The 17,654-nt window shown below is 32.4% G+C and carries 17 protein-coding genes; 11 read left to right on the forward strand and 6 right to left on the reverse strand.

Annotated elements, in window-relative coordinates; all coding sequences use genetic code 11:
- Nucleotides 1–113: 113 nt before the first annotated feature.
- Nucleotides 114–578, reverse strand: coding sequence for a GAF domain-containing protein (locus tag KA926_RS10030; RefSeq protein ID WP_107505145.1), 465 nt, complete (start codon nt 576–578; stop codon nt 114–116).
- A 222-nt stretch (nt 579–800) separates the two neighbouring features.
- On the opposite strand from KA926_RS10030, the gene ezrA reads away from it, so the two are divergent.
- The 9 genes from ezrA (at nt 801) to KA926_RS10075 (ending at nt 10,748) form a co-directional block, all read left to right on the forward strand.
- Entirely contained in the window at nt 801–2,492 is a 1,692-nt protein-coding gene (ezrA, locus tag KA926_RS10035; RefSeq protein ID WP_210144244.1) for a septation ring formation regulator EzrA, read from the forward strand.
- A 299-nt stretch (nt 2,493–2,791) separates the two neighbouring features.
- On the forward strand, nt 2,792–3,928 hold the full coding sequence (locus KA926_RS10040; RefSeq protein ID WP_210144245.1) for a cysteine desulfurase family protein: 1,137 nt from the start codon (nt 2,792–2,794) through the stop codon (nt 3,926–3,928).
- Nucleotides 3,925–5,148 (forward strand): tRNA uracil 4-sulfurtransferase ThiI, encoded by a 1,224-nt coding sequence (gene thiI, locus KA926_RS10045; RefSeq protein ID WP_210144246.1) that lies wholly within the window; start codon nt 3,925–3,927, stop codon nt 5,146–5,148. Before KA926_RS10040 ends, thiI begins: the two co-directional genes overlap by 4 nt.
- An 80-nt stretch (nt 5,149–5,228) precedes the next feature.
- Entirely contained in the window at nt 5,229–6,005 is a 777-nt protein-coding gene (locus KA926_RS10050; RefSeq protein WP_210144247.1) for a sulfite exporter TauE/SafE family protein, read from the forward strand.
- Between the two features lie 223 nt (nt 6,006–6,228).
- A complete protein-coding gene (sppA, locus tag KA926_RS10055; protein ID WP_210144248.1) occupies nt 6,229–7,221 on the forward strand; it encodes a signal peptide peptidase SppA in 993 nt (330 codons plus the stop codon).
- A gap of 9 nt (nt 7,222–7,230) precedes the next feature.
- Nucleotides 7,231–7,770: an RDD family protein gene (locus KA926_RS10060; RefSeq protein ID WP_210144249.1), complete on the forward strand. Its 540-nt coding sequence runs from the start codon at nt 7,231–7,233 to the stop codon at nt 7,768–7,770.
- 90 nt (nt 7,771–7,860) lie between these two features.
- On the forward strand, nt 7,861–8,355 hold the full coding sequence (tpx, locus tag KA926_RS10065) for a thiol peroxidase (RefSeq protein ID WP_210137747.1): 495 nt from the start codon (nt 7,861–7,863) through the stop codon (nt 8,353–8,355).
- A gap of 158 nt (nt 8,356–8,513) precedes the next feature.
- Nucleotides 8,514–9,461, forward strand: coding sequence for a class I SAM-dependent methyltransferase (locus tag KA926_RS10070; protein ID WP_210144250.1), 948 nt, complete (start codon nt 8,514–8,516; stop codon nt 9,459–9,461).
- An 87-nt stretch (nt 9,462–9,548) separates the two neighbouring features.
- Nucleotides 9,549–10,748 carry an acetate kinase gene (locus KA926_RS10075; protein ID WP_107383789.1) on the forward strand — a complete coding sequence of 400 codons (1,200 nt, stop codon included), beginning with the start codon at nt 9,549–9,551 and terminating at the stop codon, nt 10,746–10,748.
- A gap of 349 nt (nt 10,749–11,097) precedes the next feature.
- Here the strand turns inward: KA926_RS10075 and KA926_RS10080 are convergent, their stop codons facing one another.
- On the reverse strand, nt 11,098–12,264 hold the full coding sequence (locus KA926_RS10080; RefSeq protein WP_210144251.1) for an esterase-like activity of phytase family protein: 1,167 nt from the start codon (nt 12,262–12,264) through the stop codon (nt 11,098–11,100).
- 202 nt (nt 12,265–12,466) lie between these two features.
- Complete coding sequence (locus tag KA926_RS10085; protein WP_019468610.1) at nt 12,467–12,970, reverse strand: universal stress protein; 504 nt, start codon at nt 12,968–12,970, stop codon at nt 12,467–12,469.
- A gap of 150 nt (nt 12,971–13,120) precedes the next feature.
- On the opposite strand from KA926_RS10085, the gene ald reads away from it, so the two are divergent.
- Entirely contained in the window at nt 13,121–14,236 is a 1,116-nt protein-coding gene (gene ald / locus KA926_RS10090; RefSeq protein WP_210144252.1) for an alanine dehydrogenase, read from the forward strand.
- A 113-nt stretch (nt 14,237–14,349) separates the two neighbouring features.
- On the opposite strand, the gene KA926_RS10095 is transcribed toward ald, so the two are convergent.
- Both KA926_RS10095 and KA926_RS10100 read right to left on the reverse strand, forming a co-directional pair.
- Nucleotides 14,350–14,979 carry a copper homeostasis protein CutC gene (locus KA926_RS10095; protein ID WP_119536005.1) on the reverse strand — a complete coding sequence of 210 codons (630 nt, stop codon included), beginning with the start codon at nt 14,977–14,979 and terminating at the stop codon, nt 14,350–14,352.
- Nucleotides 14,976–16,028: a M24 family metallopeptidase gene (locus tag KA926_RS10100; protein WP_210144253.1), complete on the reverse strand. Its 1,053-nt coding sequence runs from the start codon at nt 16,026–16,028 to the stop codon at nt 14,976–14,978. Before KA926_RS10100 ends, KA926_RS10095 begins: the two co-directional genes overlap by 4 nt.
- Nucleotides 16,029–16,233: 205 nt before the next feature.
- On the opposite strand from KA926_RS10100, the gene KA926_RS10105 reads away from it, so the two are divergent.
- A complete protein-coding gene (locus KA926_RS10105; RefSeq protein ID WP_107383784.1) occupies nt 16,234–16,923 on the forward strand; it encodes a metal-dependent hydrolase in 690 nt (229 codons plus the stop codon).
- Between the two features lie 144 nt (nt 16,924–17,067).
- Here the strand turns inward: KA926_RS10105 and KA926_RS10110 are convergent, their stop codons facing one another.
- Complete coding sequence (locus KA926_RS10110; RefSeq protein WP_210144254.1) at nt 17,068–17,481, reverse strand: universal stress protein; 414 nt, start codon at nt 17,479–17,481, stop codon at nt 17,068–17,070.
- Nucleotides 17,482–17,654 lie beyond the last annotated feature (173 nt).

The following is a 17,654-nucleotide window of genomic DNA, read 5'->3' on the forward strand; positions in this document are numbered from 1 at the left end:
CAATTAATATACAACTGCTAATTTCGTTTATTCACACAAAGAACATTGTACCATGATATATTAATCTGTCAATAGTCGACTTTGCGTTTGTTTGTGATAGATAAGCATACAATTTATGATAATTGTTGTTCAATGATTTTTACAATCGCTTCTAATCCTTGTTTATCTTCATTATTAAAACGGTTTGTGATAGGTGCATCTATATCTAAAACACCTATTACATTATTATCTTTATGAATCGGTACTACAATTTCAGATTTACTGTTAGCATCGCAAGCAATGTGTCCAGGAAACGCATTGACGTCTTCTACTAATTGCGTTTTATCTTGGGCAACAGCAGTACCACATACCCCTTTACCAATAGCGATATGTACACAAGCAGGGTGACCTTGAAATGGTCCGAGAATCAATTCGTTATCTTCTACTAAATAAAAGCCAATCCAGTTAATTTGATCTATTGAGTCATTTAATAATGCAGATACGTTACTTAGGATAGCAATCATATTTGATTCATCTTCAATTAAACTTGAAACTTGTTTTTGTAATAAATCATAATTTGTTTCAGTGACCTCTAGCATAAAAAAACCTCACTTTTTACTTTTCATTTATTATAAAGACTGTTTTAATAGTAATCAATCAATAGATTTTATAAGTTTTTCAAAATATCGTTTTACATATGATTTAGGTGAGAATGAACTTATGATTAATTTTAAATAATTGAGATGATTCACTCATTTTCTCTTTAATGGGTAGGTATCTTACGTTATAATGAATAGTGATAAAATAGGAGGAGAAAACATATGGTATTGTATGTCATTTTAGCAATTATTGTTATTATACTGATTATTGTCGGTGTATTATTCTATATGCGTTCCAACAAAAGCCAAATGATTGAAAAGGCTGAAACGCGTAAATCAAAAGTAGAACAATTACCCTATGATGAAAGTCTATCTCAATTATCTGAGCTAACTTTAACTGGGGAAACAAAAACGACTTATAATGGTTTAAAACAAAATGCATTAGATAGTAAAAATCAATATTTATTGCCAGTAGAAGAAAAAATTCATCATGCGGAAGGATTGCTTGATAAATTTAAGTTTTCACAAGCTCAAACTGAGATTGATGAAGCACATGAACTCATGGATAAATATGAAGAAAACTACAATGAACTTAATTCAAATATTGAAAACATATTAAATCTACATAAAGAAAGTGATCACCTATATGAAGAATGTAAGGTGGATTATCGTGAAATGAAGCGTGATGTGTTAGCCAATAGACACCAATTCGGTGAAGCGGCTGCTCCATTGGAACAAGAAATTGAAACTTTTGTTCCAGAGATGGAAACGTACGAAACACTAAAAGAAGACGGCAACTATAACCAAGCGTATAATCACATCAAAACACTTAATGAAGATATGAATTATCTTAAAAAAGATATGGATGAAATTCCTGAATTAATTAGAGAAGCACAAAAGGAATTACCAGGTCAATTCCAAGATTTAAAATATGGATGTCGAGATTTGAAAGTCGAAGGTTATGATTTAGACCATGTCAAGATTGATAGCTCATTACAGACGCTTAAAACAGAATTGAGTTTCGTAGAACCGATGATTAGTAGGTTAGAATTAGACGAAGCAAATGATAAATTAAATAGTATCAATGATCGTCTTGATGAAATGTATGAATTAATCGAACATGAAGTGAAAGCAAAAAATGAAGTAGAAGAAACAAAAGAAGTCATCACAGATAATTTATTTAGAGCTAAAGAAATGAATTATACATTACAAACTGAAATTGAATATGTGCGTGAAAATTATTATATAAATGAAAGTGATGTTCAAAACGTCAGACAGTTTGAAAATGAAATTCAGAGTATGATTTCAGTTTATGATGAAATTCTACAAGAAATGGCAAAGTCAGCTGTAAGATATAGCGAAGTTCAAGATAACTTGAAATATATCGCAGAACATGTTGATGTTATCAATGAAAAACAGGAAAAATTACAAAATCATTTAATTCAACTTCGCGAAGATGAAGCAGAAGCAGAAGAAAATATCTTGCGTGTACAAAGTAAAAAAGAAGAAGTTTATAGAAAACTCTTGGCATCAAATTTACCAAGTGTACCTGAAAGATTCATCATTATGAAAAATGAAATAGACTACGAAGTGCGTGAAGTAAATAAAAAATTCAGTGTAAGACCGATTCATGTAAAACAACTTAAAGATAAAGTATCTAAAGTGGTCTTACAAATGAATAAATTTGAAGACGAAGCTACAGATGTCCTCGTTAATGCAGTTTATGCTGAAAAATTAATCGAATACGGTAACCGTTATCGTAAAGAAAGTTCAAATATTGATAAAAGTCTTAACGAAGCGGAACGTTTATTTAAAAACAATCGTTATAAACGCTCAATTGAAATATCTGAACAAGCACTTGAAAGTGTAGAACCGGGCGTTACAAAACAAATTGAATCACAAGTTATTAACTAAATAATAGTAATCTTTTTCGAGGCTGGAGCATTTTTATGTTCCAGCCTCGAATAATTTGTTGGACATAGATGTTCGCATTAATAGATGATTAATATGTAATGGTCATTCAAAAATTTATTTCGATAGTGATGAAGAAATTATATTTTAAAAATCAATTTCTGTTTCACTCTCTTTTCTTTTTAATAAAAGCGAGTATAATGCTAAAAGGGAAACTTTAAAATATGAAATGAAATGTTGACATAAAATATAAATATGAAGCGTTTAAAAATATAAAATGATATACAATTGGAGTGAAAACATTGATTTATCTTGATAATGCAGCGACAACAAAACCAAGACAAGACGTATTAGATACCTATATAAAAGTAAATGAGTCGTTATATTTTAATCCTAATAGCCCACATAAAGCAGGTATACAAGCAGAGCAGTTATTACAACAATCAAAAGATCAAATCAAAGCGCTATTTAAATTAGAAAAAGATTTTGATATTGTATTTACAAGTGGAGCAACTGAATCGAATAATATTGCAATTAAAGGAATTGCATACAAGAAAAAGGCATTTGCAAATGTCATAATTACCTCTGTTTTAGAACATCCTTCTGTTTTAGAGGTGGTACGTTCATTGGAAACTGAAGGGTTCGAAATAAGATATGTAAATATTACAAAAGATGGACAAATTGATTTAGAACATTTGGAATCGTTAATGTCAGACAAAGTAGCACTCGTGACTTGTATGCATGTCAATAATATTATGGGACAAATTCAACCTGTCGAAGCAGTGTCAAAAATAGTTCATCAATACCCTAAAGCACATTTACATGTCGATGCAGTACAAGCAGTAGGCAAAATTGCTTTAAATTTTGAAGCTGCTGACACACTGAGTTTAAGCGGTCATAAATTTCATGGCTTAAAAGGCCAAGGTCTTTTATTTGTTCGTAATTTACATCAAATTGAGCCCATTGTACATGGTGGCGGTCAAGAGTATGGACTTAGAAGTGGCACAGTCAATCTTCCTATTGATATAGCTATCATAAAAGCTTTAAAGATCGCTGCTAAAGAAAGTACGCAACTGTATGAAAAACTAAGTGAGTTCAATCAGGAAATTATACGATTTATAAATGAATTTACTGGCGTGAAAGTTAATTCTCCTAGCGGTGCATCACCACATATTTTGAATGTTGGCTTTCCGGGTGTGAAAGGTGAGGTTTTAGTAAATGCATTTTCAAAATATGATATTATGCTTTCTACTACAAGTGCGTGTTCATCCAAAAAAGCTTCATTGAACGAGGTGCTTTTAGCAATGGATATTCCAAAAAAGCAAATAGAAGGCAGTATTAGAATATCGATGGGTGCCAACACTACCGCTGAAGATATTCGTGATTTTAAAGATAAATTTAAGCTTGTATATGAAGAAGTGAAGGAGTTGTTAATATGATTTATGATCACATTTTAGTGAGATATGGTGAGTTGACTTTAAAAGGTGCTAACCGTAAAATGTTTGTTAATAAATTACGTTCGAACGTCAAGCGTGCATTAATGCCATTGCAAGGATATAACGTCAAAGCCAATAGAGATAGAATGTACATTGAATTGTATGAAGGTGCAGATATTGAAGAAATGTGTCGTCGACTAGAAAAAGTATTTGGTATTTATTCTATCAGTCCTGTATTAAAAATTGATAAAACAATAGAAGCAGTACGTGATATAGCAGTAAAATTTGCACAAGGTTATGCACATGGAGATACATTTAAGATTGATGTCAAACGTTCAGATAAAAACTTTCCGTTTGATACATATCAATTGCAAAAAGAACTCGGTGGTACAGTGTTAAACGCTACTGATAATCTAACAGTAGATGTACATAACCCTAACCATACGATTAAAGTAGAGGTTCGATTAGACGCTATTTATGTATATGATAAAGTAATTGCTGGATCTGGTGGATTACCAGTCGGTACTGGCGGTAAGACATTACTCATGTTATCTGGAGGTATAGATTCTCCAGTAGCTGGTATTGAAGTTATGAGAAGAGGCGTTACTGTAGAAGCCATTCATTTTCATAGTCCACCATTTACGAGTGAAAAGGCTAAGGACAAAGTAATTGAACTTACAAGAATCATGTCCTCTCATGTAGGTCCTATAAAATTGCATATCGTGCCATTCACTGCTTTACAAAAACAAATTAACAAAGTGGTACATGAGCGCTATACGATGACTTCAACACGTAGAATGATGATGAGAGTGGCGGACAAGCTTTTGCATGATATTGAAGGACATGCCATAGTAAATGGAGAGAATTTAGGGCAGGTTGCAAGTCAAACCCTTAAGAGTATGTATGCTATCAATCATGTGACGTCTACACCAATTTTACGACCGCTTTTAACATTAGATAAAGAAGACATTGTGAAGAAAGCTAAAGAAATTGGCACATTTGATGTATCTATCCAACCATATGAAGATTGTTGTACAATCTTTACACCTAAAAATCCTGTGACGGAGCCAGATATTGAAAAGGTGGAGAAATTTGAAACAGTGTATGATTTTGAACCACTTGTAAAGGAAGCATTTGAACAAATAGAAACATTAACAATTACGCCAGACTATCAAAGTGAAAAAGATACTGAAACGCAAGCACTGGCAGATGATTTATTTTAACTTTTATTATGAATATTCAATTCCATACAAACAACATTAGTTAATCAGACATAAGAATAAAACAGACAGGGGATGGAATTATGCTAGATTGGGATATTTCAATCGTTCTTATAATTATACTTCTAGGGTTTTTAGCAGCGTTTATTGATGCTGTTGTAGGTGGCGGCGGTTTAATTTCTATTCCGGCATTATTAGCTGTTGGTATGCCACCAGCCGTCGCTTTGGGTACAAATAAATTAGCAAGTTCATTTGGTTCACTTACAAGTGCATTTCGGTTCTTGAGATCGGGTAATGTCGATTTGAAGATAGTAGGGAAGTTATTTCCATTTGTATTTATTTTGGCAATTTGTGGCGCGAGTGTAGCCACATTTCTACCCGCCGAGCTTTTAAAACCACTGGTTATCATTATTTTGACGTTAGTCATGATTTATACATTGGTAAAAAAAGATTGGGGCAATGTACGTACATATACAAAATTGACATTTGGTAAAGCAATTTTATTTGTAAGTATTATGTCGCTTATTGGATTTTATGATGGTTTTTTAGGTGGCGGCACTGGCTCATTTATGCTTTTTATTCTACTAATGTTCGGTTTTGATTTTTTAGGCGCTGCTGGCAATGCAAAAGTATTAAATTTTGCTTCTAACTTAGGCGCTTTAATTTTATTTATGATTTTAGATCAAGTTGACTATTTTTATGGTTTGATTATGGCAGTGAGTATGATTTGTGGATCGTATGTTGGGGCGACATTCGCAATTAAAAAAGGTGTCAGTTATGTAAAAACTTTATTTATTGTAGTAACTGCTATTTTGATTATTAAAAATGCTTACGATTATATGATGCAATTAATCAATTGATTATGTTGAAAATTAAACTGTAATACTTCAATGGTATTCGGGTGTGTGCATGTGGCTGAGACAAAAAACTGTCTCAGCTTTTTTCATTTTAAAACGATTAGTTTTCTATACCACTCAGATCTTACTCTTATTTTATTTTTCTTATAAAGGTATACATTGTTTAATTGATTATGTTTAAATTGTATTTGGAACGATTGAAAAAAATTCTGGGAGTGAATACGTTATGTCGAAAAAGAGAATAATAGCAATAGTACTTGCCGTAATAATCGTGCTTGGTGGTATTGTTATGAGTTCGATATCTACTGTGATATCTTCGCTTTTTAGTGAAGATGGCATGTCAGAAATGGATCCTTTTACTGAAACGGTAGAATCAGAAGGTGACAGTTCAAAACGCATTGTACACCTAACTTTAAATGGTGAAATTAGTGAAGGTACTGGTGAAGGATTGTTTGGAAGCTCTGGTTATAATCATGAAGCATTTCTTAAACAGTTGGATAAAGTGAAAAAAGATAGCTCGATAAAAGGAGTTTTATTAACCGTTAATACACCTGGCGGAGGTACATACCCAAGTGATGAAATTTATAAAAAAATTGAAGAAATAAAACAAAAGGATAAAAAGGTATATGTACATATGGATGCGATGGCTGCGTCTGGTGGATATTATATTTCTGCTCCTGCCGATAAAATATATGCTGGCCCTCAATCTACTACTGGGTCCATTGGCGTTATTATGTCAAACGTTGATTATTCTGGATTACAAGAAAAACTTGGTATTAAAGAAAATGTCATTAAATCTGGTGAACATAAAGATATTATGAGTAGCTCTCGAGAAATGACTAATGAGGAAAAAGATATTTTGCAATCTGTATTAGATGATAGTTATGAAAGATTTATTAATATTGTTGCAGAAGGTAGAGATATGCCAGAGAAAAAGGTTAAAAAGTTGGCTGATGGACGTATTTATAGTGCACAACAAGCTGAAAAGAACGGTCTGATTGATGAAATTGGTTATAACGATAATGCATTAAAAGCTCTTAAGAAAGACATAAAAGCAAAAGATGCAGAAGTGTTTAAATATAGTGCAGATGAAGGTTGGTTTAGTTCTATCTATTCAACCAAATCAACAATAAACCAATTCAAAAACGAACTCAGTGATTTGAAATCAATTATAAGCAATGATACAGAAGCTGAACCTATGTATCTATATAAAGGTTAGGTGTATAAAATGGAGCATTATACAAATGAACAAACATTACAAACAACTCCAGAAAATGATAAATCTGATATAGAAGCAATGTATCATAACCAATTAGCACAGTCTGTATATGCAGGTTTTGGTATAAGGTTTTGGAGTTTTATTATTGATTTACTCATTATATTTGGTATACAGGGTCTGATATTGAAACCGATATATCATTTTACGCATATTGATGAACTTAAGTTATGGATTGAATATTTTAGCCTAGGACACCTTTTAGATGCGCTGGTATTTTATCTATACTTTGTATTATTAACTAAATTTTTCAAACAAACGATAGGTAAAATGATTTGTAACATTCGGGTAGAAAGAATAGATCGTCAATCACTTACATGGGCAGATGTGTTATTTAGAGAGTGGATTGGACGTATTATAAGTGGCGTATTATTTAATTTACCTTACTTAGTTATTTTGTTTACAAATAAACACAGAGGTATTCATGATATCTTCGCTGACACGGTTGTAATCAGAAATAAATTCGAAAAATTATTTTATTTAAAAAAATAAAAGTAAACTTTAGTTATCTATGAGTTTATTTTGAGACGATAGATGGGTATACTATGGTAGTAACAACTATTTAATAGGAGGGCGTGCAACATGGCACAAATTACATTCAAACAAGAACCAGTAACACTATATGGTTCACAAGTAAAAAAAGGAGAATATGCGCCAGATTTTACTGTTTTAGATAATGATTTAAATGAAGTTACTTTAGAAACTTATGACGGACAAAAAAAATTAATTAGCGTTGTTCCGTCTATAGATACAGGTGTTTGTGATCAACAAACACGTAAATTTAATGAAGAAGCTGCTAAAGAAGATGGTGTAGTTTTAACAATTTCTGCAGACTTACCATTTGCACAAAAAAGATGGTGTGCGTCAAATGGCTTAGAAAATGTAATCACATTGAGCGATCATAGAAACTTATCTTTCGGTAAAACGTACGGTGTTGTTATGGAAGAATTACGTTTATTAGCACGTTCTGTTTTCGTTTTAGATAAAAACAATAAAGTAGTTTATACTGAAATTGTTTCTGAAGGTACAAATTTCCCAGACTTTGATGCTGCATTAGAAGCTTATCGTAGTCTATAAATTATATAATATTGTCACATGATTATACTAGTAAAACTCATAAAACAGTATCGTTGACATTATAAATTAAACTGTCCATAATTATTTGGTAATATAAGTTAGGGTACTGACTTAATTTCAATTAAATTATGGACAGTTTTTTTAGAAAGGACTTTTAAATGGCACAAGAAGAAACAGTAATGGAACAATTATTTAAGGCACTTGATGAAAAAACCAAATCTTTAAATGAAGAGAATGGTCAAAGTTTCATAGAAAATTTAGGTCTTGCAATGGAAAATGTTTATTCTAATCAAAGATCATTGTTGGAACAAGCTACATTACAAGATAGACGTAAGGCATTTCAATTTGCTTATTTAAATTTAATGCAAAAAGAAGATATTCAAGCAAACCATCAAATTACACCTGATTCAATTGGAATGATTCTAGGATTCCTTGCCGAGCGTTTTTTAAAAAACAAAGAAGCATTTCATGTCGCAGATATTGCGAGTGGGGCTGGACATTTGAGCGCTTCTGTACACGAAGTATTAACTGAACATACAGTTATGCATCATCTTGTCGAAGTTGATCCAGTATTATCACGTGTAAGTGTACATTTAGCAAACTTTTTAGAAATTCCATTTGATGTTTATCCTCAAGATGCTATCATGCCACTTCCTTTTGAAGACGCAGATGTTGTTATCGGAGATTTACCAATAGGATATTATCCAGTGGATGATAGAAGTAAAGAAATGGACTTAGGTTTTGAAGAAGGACATAGTTTTTCTCACTATTTATTAATTGAACAAGCCGTAACAGCATTAAAAGCATCAGGATATGCGTTTTTAGTAGTACCTAGTAATTTATTTGAGGGTACGAATGTGAAACAGTTACAAAATTTCATTGCAACAGAAACAGAAATGCAAGCTTTTCTAAACTTGCCATCTACACTGTTTAAAAATGAAAAAGCGCGTAAGTCGATACTCATTCTGCAGAAAAAAGAAACTAATGTAACAAAGCCTGTAGAGGTTCTGTTAGCTAATATACCTGATTTCAAAAGCCCTCAACAATTCCAAGCTTTTTTACAAGATTTAAATGCTTGGATGATGGAAAACCATCCAGAAAATTAAACTGTAATATTCTTGAATTCTTACTGTATTAATGATTAAATAGATATGGATATAAAAAAACTTAATTTAAATTGGAGGCATTATGCTATGTCAAAATTAATTTTGGCTATTAACGCTGGTAGTTCATCATTGAAATTTCAACTTATTGAAATGCCGGAAGAAAAAATTATTACTAAAGGACTTATTGAACGTATTGGATTAAAAGATTCTGTATTTACTATTGAAGTAGGCGGAGAAAAACACAAATCAACATTAGATATTACAGACCACGAACAAGCGGTTAATATTATGTTGGAAAGCTTCAAACAACATGGTGTAATTGATAGCATTTATGATATCGATGGAACAGGTCATCGTGTCGTACATGGTGGTGAATTATTCCCAAATTCAGTATATGTTACAGATGAAGTTGAGGAACAAATTGAGTCATTAAGTGAACTAGCACCATTACACAATCCTGCAAATTTAATGGGCATCCGTGCTTTTCGCAAATTATTACCAGAAATTCCACATGTAGCTATCTTTGATACTTCATTCCATCAAACAATGCCAGAGAAATCTTATCTATACAGCTTGCCATATCAATATTATGAAGATTATGGTATTCGTAAATACGGATTCCATGGAACAAGTCATAAATATGTATCACAACGCGCAGCTGAAATTTTAGGCAAACCAATCGAAGAATTACGCATGATTTCATGTCATATCGGTAACGGAGCATCCATTGCTGCAATTGATGGTGGAGAATCTGTTGATACTTCAATGGGATTCACACCATTAGCTGGTGTTACTATGGGTACACGTTCAGGGAATATTGACCCTGCCTTAATACCATTTATTATGGAAAAAACAGGAAAAAATGCAGAAGAAGTTCTGAATACATTAAATAAAGAATCTGGTTTATTAGGTATTTCTGGTACTTCAAGTGATTTAAGAGATATTATTGATGAGGCAAAAGCAGGTAAAGAGCGTGCTCAATTAGCATTAGATGTGTTTGCATCAAGAATTCATAAATATATTGGTTCTTATGCGACACGTATGCACGGTGTAGATGTAATCATCTTTACTGCAGGCGTAGGTGAAAATTCTGATCCTGTTAGAGCAAAAGTTTTAGAAGGTTTAGAATTTATGGGTGTTTATTGGGATGCTAAGAAAAATGAAGCGATTCATGGCGAAGAAGGTTTCATAAACTATCCACATTCTCCTGTAAAAGTTATTGTTATCCCTACAAATGAAGAGGTAATGATTGCACGTGATGTAGTTAAATTTGGTAATCTTGAATAAATTTGATATCAAAAGTATGATAGATTAAAATGCACGATAGTTTTTTGACACAGTTTAAGATATAAAACAATGTTTAAAAATTGAAATCTATGATATAAATGTCTAGCTTATAAATAAGAGGACCAATCCTTAATGTGGATTGGTCCTCTTTATATTTAAAATATTACGATTTTGATCGTGCATGCTTGCCCGGGGATATGGCTCGAGCCTGTAGTCTCTCGCTCACTCATACTATTCACCCGGTGTCAGCACATTACAAAATCGCTACAATTTATATTTTAACTACCTATTTACCTTTAATTTAAATAGACATATATGAATTCCAAAAATAAAAGCTGTTTTGCAATTCTTAAGGTTTTATTTCGAATGCAGTAAGGTTCGTTTGTTGTTTTTGATTAAAGTTATTATCTGAAATAAGGACTAAACTGTCGTGACCATTTGGCAATTTTGGACCAAAAGACATACCTTCTATATTGTCAATATGTCCGATGTCTTGTTCATTAAGATTTGCAATTAACTGTTTTTTAACTGGCTTTACATGGTTTTTTTGCAGTGATTTGATATTTTTAATATTTGTTCCGCTTGTGCTATCAATTTTATAAATACGTATATAATTTTTGAAATTGTTATTTTTATCTTGAACACTGGCACGCTCGAGTACAAGTAATTCTTTTTTATTCAATGTTAAAATTTCAGCAATCCCATTTTCAGCATCTTTATTTTTTCCTGGTTTTTTTGGAATTGGATCTAGATTATAAGGTTTTTCTGAAATTACATCACCTTGACGATTATATTTTGTTAGGCGTGTCTTAGCGCCTGATTTTAAGGATGGTAATTGATCATCTTGAAGTAAAGGTGCTTCCATAGAAGTCCAAATATACTTACCGTCTTCGGAAAAACTGCTTCCTTCTAACGCGAGGTTATTTCTAAATCCATGTTTATTCTGATGGTCCATTTTAATAGGATTATGGATTTGGAGATTACTAATAAATGTGCCATTTCTAGTAGCTGTCCTTATAAACGGATTGAAACCAAGTTCGCGATCGCCTTCACTTGTATAAAGCAGACGTTTATTATTTAAAGGGTCGATTCTTATTGACTCAGGGTCAGCAACAACATCATGTTGACGCTTCTTAAATGATGACTTACTTGGATATTTTGTGCCATTTGGTTGTGTTAAATAGTGCATTTGCGTAAATTTCACTTTGTTAAATTTATGTTTATTGTAATTGATTTGGGCTTCATAAAACCTAGCTGGATTTTCTTCTGAGCGATCGTCGCTAATCATTAGCCACTTTTTGGATTTAGCATCATAAGAAATACCAGAAAGACCGCCTATTTTTGTATTTTTGAATGATTTATTATAAGGAATGGTTTCTGTATCAATATATTTTAATTGAGAAGCCGTTTTTTCATTTTTTCCATCATCGGTATAAGCATATGTATGTGTTGACGCAGAAAAAAAAAAAGCACTAATTGATAAACTAAGCACCATTATTCTCTTAAACTGGTTCATATCATTTACTCCTTTATGGTATGCCTTAATCTTATTTTACATATTTGATATGAAGTTCATTTAAAGATGATATAACAATTTCTTAACAACTAGATAGGGGATGTTAAGATGATTAAGAAAAAGATAGTTTACACGGATATACAGTGTAAACTATCTTTTTTCTATAGCTGAATGTCTTTATTAAAAAGGTTGAGCTTTAACATTAATGTGCTTGATACTTGGATCTGAATTCATCTGTAGCTACTTGTGGTTGGAAATCTTCAGGAAGTTCTTCTGTACGTACTACCAACACGTCACAAGGAGAGTGACGCACAATCGCTTCTGATACAGAACCTACGATAAATCTTTCAACTGCGTTTAAACCTGATGTACCACACATAATTAAATCTGCATCAACATCAGCAGCCAATTTTTTAGGTATGATTGCTTTAGGTGAACCAAATTCTAATCTTGTTTCAACTTCAGTAACACCAGCATTCGTTGCCACTTCTTTATAACCTTTTAATAAATCATCAGAGAAGTTTTTTGACTTTTCAGTAAATTGCGCATCATAAACTTCATAAGAAGAGTAAGTTCTTGAATCAATAACATTTACGATTGTTAGTTTTGAATCATTACGTTTTGCAACTTCTACAGCTTTATTAAATGCCCATTCAGCTTCATGTGATCCATCGACTGCGATTAAAATATTTTTATACGTTAGCATCACAATTACCTCCTTCATCTTCTTGCTTATATTATACCACTATTTACAGAATATTAACATAATTCTCCTTAATACATGTTGTAAAAATACTCTAAACTATGATTGCGCTTTCATATAATACGCGTTACTATAAATTTGGAGGTGGATAAAATGATAATAGGTATTCCGAAAGAGATTAAAAACAACGAAAATAGGGTGAGCTTATCACCAAGTGGTGTACATGCATTAGTAGAACAAGGTCACTCAGTTATTGTTGAAAAATCTGCTGGTTTAGGTTCATATTTTGAAGACGATGATTATATTACAGCTGGGGCTAAAATTGGTGATGGACCGGCTGAAGTATGGAACGTTGACATGGTTATGAAAGTTAAAGAACCATTAGAAGAAGAGTTCCAATACTTTAAGGAAGGGTTAATACTATTTACTTATTTACATTTAGCAAATGAAAAGAAACTCACCCAAGCTTTATTAGATAATAAAGTAATAGGTATTGCTTATGAAACAGTTCAATTGCCAGATAAATCATTACCATTATTAACGCCGATGAGTGAAGTAGCAGGGCGTATGTCTGCACAAATTGGCGCTGAATTTTTACAAAAATATAAAGGCGGTATGGGTATTTTACTCGGTGGTGTACCTGGCGTAGCTAAAGGTCGCGTAACGATCATCGGCGGTGGTCAAGCCGGTACAAATGCTGCTAAAATTGCATTAGGTTTAGGTGCCGATGTAACGATTTTAGATGTTAACCCTAAGCGTTTACAAGAGCTTGAAGATTTGTTTGATGGCCGTGTACACACAATTATGTCTAATCCATTAAATATTGAAGAATGTGTTAAAAATAGTGACTTAGTCATCGGTGCGGTATTAATTCCTGGTGCCAAAGCACCAAACCTAGTTACTGAAGACATGGTAAAATCCATGAAAGACGGTTCGGTAATCGTTGATATTGCTATAGACCAAGGTGGTATTTTCGAAACGACTGATCGTATTTCAACACATGACGATCCAACATATAAAAAACATGGTGTTGTACATTATGCTGTGGCTAATATGCCTGGTGCAGTACCACGTACTTCTACTATTGCATTAAATAATGCAACGTTACCTTATGCATTACAAATTGCTGGAAAAGGTTATTTAAAAGCATTACAAGATAATGAACCTTTATCATTAGGTTTGAATACAATTAATGGCGTATTAACCAATAAAGGTGTAGGTGAAGCTTTGAATTTATCATATTCTAATGTGGAAAGTACGCTAAAATAATAAAAAATAACAAACAAAAACTGGTAATCTCTTCCATATAGCAGAGATTACCAGTTTTTAATTTCAGGTTTAATACGATTTATTATAATTTAGTGCCGAGTAAATTTGTTATGTCATACAATTTTTGTACCGTGTACCTCTTGAAAAGGAAATGCACTAATGAGTTCTTGAACATTAGATTTTGTTAAACCGCCACCGGGCATGATTTCTATCTTTCCTCCAGAATTCACGACCAATTTACCAAGCTGATTTAAATTGTCAAAAATATTAGTATCAGCTGGCCCTCCATGTGTCAATAATCTACTAAAACCAAGTTCAATTAATTTGTGTAATGCTTTTACCTGACCTTCTAAATGTATTTCATCAAACGCCATATGACAAACAACAGGTATCGGTGATGCTAGTTGTTTTAAAGTTTTCATTTGCCATTCATTCAATGTGTTATCATCTGTTAAACAACCGAATACAAAATAATCAATATCAAATGATTTAATTGCTTTAATATCTCGTTGCATAATTTCAAAGTCATATAGGCTATATACAAAATCACCGCCGCGTGGACGAATCATGACAGCAATTTCTACGTTGTTTGCTTTGCAAATTTCAGTAGCAATTTCAATCATTCCTATACTTGGCGTGGTTCCTCCTACGTGTAAGTGATCACACAATTCAACACGATCCGCGCCATTTTCAATCGCATATTCAACTTGTTGGATTGTTTCGACTACGGCTTCTTTAATCATTTTTCGTAACCTGTCAAACTTTCGTTTCCATTTTCAGTTACGAGAATATCATCTTCTATACGGACGCCAGCTACACCAGGCACATAGATACCAGGTTCTACAGTTACAACCATTCCTGGTACAAATTCATTTGTATTTGTACTAGAAACATCTTGATATTCATGCTCTTCTAATCCAAGACCATGCCCTAATCGATGAGGGAAATAGTCTCCGTACCCAGCATCTGTAATAATACCTCGAGCAATAGCATCTATATCTTTAATTTGTACCCCAGGTTTAATTGCAGCGATTGCCTCTTGTTCGGCTTTTAATACGATATCGTATATGTTTTGAGCATCTGAGCTAGGTTGTCCAAATTTAATTGTTCTTGTCATATCACTACAATAATTATCATAAATGACACCTAAATCAAATAATACAAATTCATTATTTTGTAATTGACGATCACCAGGTATACCATGTGGTGACGCTGCATGGTCTCCGAAGAGGACCATTGTATCAAAGCTCATTTCATTAACGCCATAAGCTTTGATTTCATATTCAATGTGATTAACAACTTGTCGTTCTGTCACACCTTCTTTTAAGAAACTTGCCCCAATTTCAATACATTTATCTGCAAGTTCACAAGCTTTACGAATTTTAGCAATTTCAGAATCGCTTTTAACATTACGTAGTGACTTTATTGTTTGATCAATATCACCGAACGTTTTTACATCAAAAGCTTCGATTAATTCACGTTGACGTTGCACAGTTAAGTGTGCCGCTTCAACCAACATTTTATTGAAAGTAAAAGGATATTTATCTAATGCATTTTCTGTATCAAGGTAACCAATGATTTCACCATCAAATGGTGAAGCCTTTACTTCTTCGACTTCTAATTGTGGACAAAATAGGACTTGATCACCATTTTCCTTGATTAATAAAGCTAGTAAACGTTCATGAGGATCACTTAAATAGCCAGTGAAATAAAAGATGTTCAATGGGGTAGTAATCCATGCTGCGTCAGCTTGTTGTGATTTTAATGATTTTATAACTTGTTGTAACTTCATTTTTACTGCCTCCTAAATATATGATTATATTAATTTTATGTTAGTTGTGTAAGGAATTCAAAAATAATATGTTGAAATAAGGTATATTGCTAAAATTATTAAAGAATTATCAAATATAAGCGCGTATTTTGATATAAGCGTGTTATAACTATTAATAATTGTGGTATATATAAAACAAACAGTTTTTATGGGAGGAATTATCGATATGAAATTATCTTTTCATGGACAATCAACGATTTATTTTGAAGCGAATGGCAAAAAAGTAATTGTTGATCCATTTATTACGGGCAACGATTTATCCGATTTAGATGCTGAAACTTTAGAAGTTGATTATATTATTTTAACACATGGTCATGGAGATCATTTTGGTGATACGATTGAATTAGCAAATAGAAATCACGCAACAGTTATTGGTTCAGCAGAATTAGGTGATTATTTAACGACTACTAAAAATGTTGAAAATGTTAGACCTATGAATATTGGTGGTAAAGCAGAATTTGATTTTGGAACGGTTAAGTTTGTACAAGCGTTTCACAGTTCTAGCTTGACTGATGACAATGGTATTCCCGTATATTTAGGTATGCCGATGGGGCTAATTTTAGAAATAGAAGGCAAGACGATTTATCATACTGGGGATACAGGATTATTTGGTGACATGAAATTAATTGCTGAACGTCATCCAGTTGACATTTGTTTTATTCCAATTGGTGATAATTTCACAATGGGTATTGATGATGCTAGTTTTGCAATTAACCAATTCATTAAACCTAAAATTACAGTACCAATTCACTACAATACATTTGACTTGATCAAACAAAACCCAGATGACTTCAAGTCAGCTGTTTCAGAAGGTGAAGTACAGATATTAAATCCAGGTGACGCAGTTCAACTTTAAAGTGATTGCGATATAAACAATTTACACTAAAATGTAAACGCCAATTTCACTAACATCATAGTAGAAATTGGCGTTTTCTTTGTTTTTATGGAATTGCACCATTTGTTGCTATGAGATGATTATCCCAGTCATTACATCGTTATACTATTTTACAATAAGCACAGGGATGCTTGCTCTTTTAGCTACTTTGTGACTCACACTACCTAGTACGAATTTTTTCTTTTCTTCGGCACGACGGTTACTGAGAACAACTATTTCATATTTACCACTATTTGCTTCTTTTACCAATTGTTCTTTGGCATTACCACGCACAATGATTTCATCATATTTGATGCCATATTCATCGAGTGTATTTCGAGTGCTTTCTAACCCTTTACTACGTTTTTCAACGAGTTTATCTAAATGAACACCAGATTTAATCGATGCTTGTGCATCTTGTTCACTGATTGCATTAAGAATTGTTACAACAGAGTCTTCACCAGCTAATTTAGAAACTTCTTTAAGTGCTTTTTCATTTTTAAGTGTTGTATCAACACCTAGTAAAATATTTTTAAACATTATTCCATCCCTCCTTAATTCTATTCTAATTAGAGTTTATCACAAATCAAATTAAAAATTATATGTTTTCATATTAACAGAGTAAAAAGTTTTATAGATATTAATATCTTAGTGAATATATGTCATAATTAAAGTTAAAATATATTTTTTAAGTGATTAAATCGCAATTTTAA

This window comes from Staphylococcus sp. GDY8P94P (genome assembly GCF_017892255.1).
GTDB lineage: Bacteria > Bacillota > Bacilli > Staphylococcales > Staphylococcaceae > Staphylococcus > Staphylococcus cohnii.